This is a genomic window from Arthrobacter sp. Y3223164 (genome assembly GCF_059091005.1).
The window spans coordinates 1-3,589 of record NZ_JBNHGF010000285.1 but is presented as its reverse complement, the minus strand read 5'-3'; the positions used below and the strand labels follow the sequence as shown (position 1 = coordinate 3,589).

Here is a 3,589-nt window from a genome sequence, read left to right as displayed (position 1 = left end):
TGTCGCCGAAGGCGCCGCCCTGGGCGCCTATGACTTCAGCGATCACCGCACCCGGGCGGCCGGGGCCCGCGGCCCGGTGGCGGAAGCCACCGTCATCACGCCGGTTGCCGGCGACAAGGAACTGGCGAAGGCACTCAAGCGGGCCTCGGTGCTGGGACGGGCGGTCAATGCGACGCGCTCCCTGGTCAACCAGCCGCCGAGCCACTTGTACCCGGAGACGTTCGCCGAGGCTGCCACCCAGATGGCCCGGAACCTGCCGGTCAAGGTCACCGTCCTGGACGAGGGACGGCTGGCGAAAGACGGTTACGGGGGCCTGACCGGCGTCGGCAAGGGATCCAGCCGCCCGCCCCGCCTGGTCAAGGTGGAATACGCGCCGGTCCGGGCCAAGGCGAAGCTCGCCTTCGTGGGCAAGGGCATCACCTTCGACTCCGGCGGCCTCTCGCTCAAGCCCGCCACCGGCATGATGACCATGAAGTGCGACATGGCAGGCGCGGCCGTGGTGCTGAACGCCGTCCTGGCGATCGCCGAGCTGGGACTGCCGGTGAAGGCCACGGCCTGGCTTTGCCTGGCGGAGAACATGCCGTCCGGCACCGCGTCCCGGCCCTCCGACGTACTAACCATGTACGGCGGCAAGACGGTGGAAGTGCTGAACACCGACGCCGAAGGCCGGCTGGTCATGGCCGACGGACTGGCCGCCGCCAGTGAGGAACATCCCGACGTCCTGCTGGACGTCGCCACCCTGACGGGTGCGCAGATGGTCGCGCTGGGAAGCCGGGTGGCCGCGGTCATGGGCGACGAACCCGTGCGCGATGCCGTCAAGGCCGCCGCCGACCGGGCGGGGGAACTGTTCTGGCCGATGCCGCTGCCGGAGGAACTTCGTCCCAGCCTGGACTCGCAGGTGGCAGACCTGTCCAACATGGGCGACAAGTACGGCGGCATGCTGACGGCCGCGATCTTCCTGCGCGAGTTCGTGGGCGAATCCGGCGGCGCGCGCATCCCGTGGGCCCACCTCGACATTGCCGGCCCGGCCTTCAACGAAGGATCCCCGCACGGCTACACCCCGAAGGAGGGCACCGGCGTCGCCGTCCGCACGCTGGTGGCCTACGCCGAGGATGTAGTGGCCCGCAGCTCCTAAAGGCCCGCGCCTCGGAGCGCGCCCGCGTGAATCCGCACACAATCCGGCCTGTTGGGGCCGTCACCAACTAGATGATGGTATGCGGGAGGGCTAAGGTGAGACCCAACCAACTTCGTTCGTCAACCCCAATCAACTCATCGACGTGTCACCACACGTTGCGAACACGCGAGGGAGCGTTCACGTGGCCGATTCGGCAACAGCGCAAGAATTCGACATCCTGATCCTCGGCGGCGGCAGCGGCGGTTATGCCGCTGCCCTGCGCGCCGTGCAGCTGGGCTTCAGCGTCGGGCTGGTGGAAAAGGGCAAGCTCGGCGGCACCTGCCTGCACAACGGCTGCATCCCCACCAAGGCGCTGCTGCATTCCGCCGAGCTGGCCGACCACGCCAAGGACGCCGCGAAGTACGGCGTGAACGTGAGCCTCGATTCCATCGACATGGCTGCCGTCAATGCCTACAAGGACGGTGTCATCGCCGGGAAGTTCAAGGGCCTGACCGGCCTGGTCAAGTCCAAGGGCATCACCGTCATCGAAGGCGAAGGCAAGCTCGTCGGCAAGGACACCATCGAGGTCGGCGGCACCGCCTACAAGGGCAAGAACATCGTCCTGGCCACCGGCTCCTACTCCAAGACCCTCCCGGGCCTGGAAATCGGCGGCAAGGTCATCACGTCCGACCATGCCCTGAAGATGGACACCCTGCCCAAGAGCGCCGTGGTGCTCGGCGGCGGCGTCATCGGCGTCGAGTTCGCCTCGGTATGGAACTCGTTCGGCGTTGACGTCACCATCGTCGAGGGCCTGCCCTCGCTGGTGCCCAACGAGGACCCGGCGATCATCAAGCAGCTGGAGCGCGCGTTCAAGAAGCGCGGCATCAAGTTCAACACCGGCGTGTTCTTCGAAAAGGTGGAACAGAACGACGACGGCGTGGTGGTCACCCTGGCCGACGGCAAGACGTTCCAAGCCGACCTTATGCTGGTTGCCGTCGGGCGCGGACCGAGCACCGCGGGCCTGGGCTTCGAGGAAGCCGGCCTCACGGTTGACCGCGGCTTCGTGATCACCAACGAGCGGCTGCACACCGGTGTCGGCAACATCTACGCCGTCGGCGACATTGTCCCCGGCGTCCAGCTGGCCCACCGCGGATTCCAGCAGGGCATCTTCGTGGCCGAGGAGATTGCCGGCAACAAGCCGGCCCTCATCGAAGACATCAACATCCCGAAGGTCACCTACTGCGATCCGGAGATTGCCTCCGTCGGCCTCAACCAGCCGCAGGCCGAGGAGAAGTTCGGCAAGGACAACGTGGAGACCGTCGAGTACAACCTGGCCGGCAACGGCAAGAGCTCGATCCTGGGCACCAGCGGCATGATCAAGATGGTCCGCGAAAAGGACGGCCCCATTGTGGGCATGCACATGATCGGCGGCCGCATCGGCGAGCAGATCGGCGAGGCCCAGCTGATCGTCAGCTGGGAAGCCTACCCGGAGGACGTCGCGGCGCTCATCCACGCGCACCCCACGCAGAACGAGGCCCTCGGCGAGGCCGCCATGGCGCTGGCCGGCCGCCCGCTGCACGGCTAACAGGCCCTCTCCTGGTGCACCCGTCCCCGCCGGGCGGGTGCACTAGGCTCAAGACAAGACTCGATGTACCGGCCAGGCCGGAAAATAGACTCAAAGGAGAACGGGCACCACATGTCTGAAACCGTGAACTTGCCCGCCCTCGGTGAAAGCGTCACCGAAGGCACTGTCACTCGCTGGCTGAAACAGGTCGGCGACCGGGTCGAAGTCGACGAACCCCTGCTCGAGGTTTCCACCGACAAGGTCGACACCGAGATCCCCTCTCCGGTAGCCGGCGTGATCGAAGAGATCCTGGTCGCCGAGGACGAAACCGCCGACGTCGGAGCCCCGCTGGTGCGGATTGGCGACGGTTCCGGCTCCGGCGAGACCGCCGAAGAAGCGCCGGCGGCGCAGCAGGAGGCTGAAGCCCCCCAGCAGGAAGCCCCAGCACAGGAGGCCCCGAAGCAGGAGGAGCCCCGGCAGGAAGCCCCCGCCGAGGAGGCGCCCGCCGCCGGTTCCGGCGAAGGCACCGAAGTCACCCTCCCGGCCCTGGGCGAGAGCGTGACCGAGGGCACGGTCACCCGCTGGCTGAAGCAGGTGGGCGACACGGTCGAGGTCGATGAGCCGCTGCTCGAGGTCTCCACCGACAAGGTAGACACGGAGATTCCGTCCCCGGTGGCCGGCACGGTCCAGGAGATCAAGGTCGCCGAGGATGAGACCGCAGAGGTCGGTTCGGTGCTTGCCATCATCGGCACCGGCGCCGGCCCCGCCAAGGCGGAGCCGAAGGAAGCCGAGCCGGTGGCCGCCGCGCCTGCCGAGGAACGCGAAGCCCCGGTGGTTGAACCGTCCGCCGAACAGCCGGCCGCCGAAGCCCCGAAGGCCGAGGCTCCCAAGGCCGAAGCCCCCAAGGCCGA

At 67.7% G+C, this 3,589-nt stretch carries 3 protein-coding genes; all 3 read left to right on the top strand.

Annotated features, from left to right (window positions below):
- The coding region (locus tag AC5RUJ_RS12645) for a leucyl aminopeptidase (protein ID WP_494155947.1) at positions 1 to 1,135 on the top strand (1,135 nt) is incomplete at its 5' end.
- 181 nt (positions 1,136 to 1,316) lie between these two features.
- Positions 1,317 to 2,699: a dihydrolipoyl dehydrogenase gene (gene lpdA / locus AC5RUJ_RS12640; RefSeq protein ID WP_494013827.1), complete on the top strand. Its 1,383-nt coding sequence runs from the start codon at positions 1,317 to 1,319 to the stop codon at positions 2,697 to 2,699.
- Positions 2,700 to 2,810: 111 nt separating this feature from the next.
- The coding region (locus AC5RUJ_RS12635) for a biotin/lipoyl-containing protein (RefSeq protein WP_494155946.1) at positions 2,811 to 3,589 on the top strand (779 nt) is incomplete at its 3' end.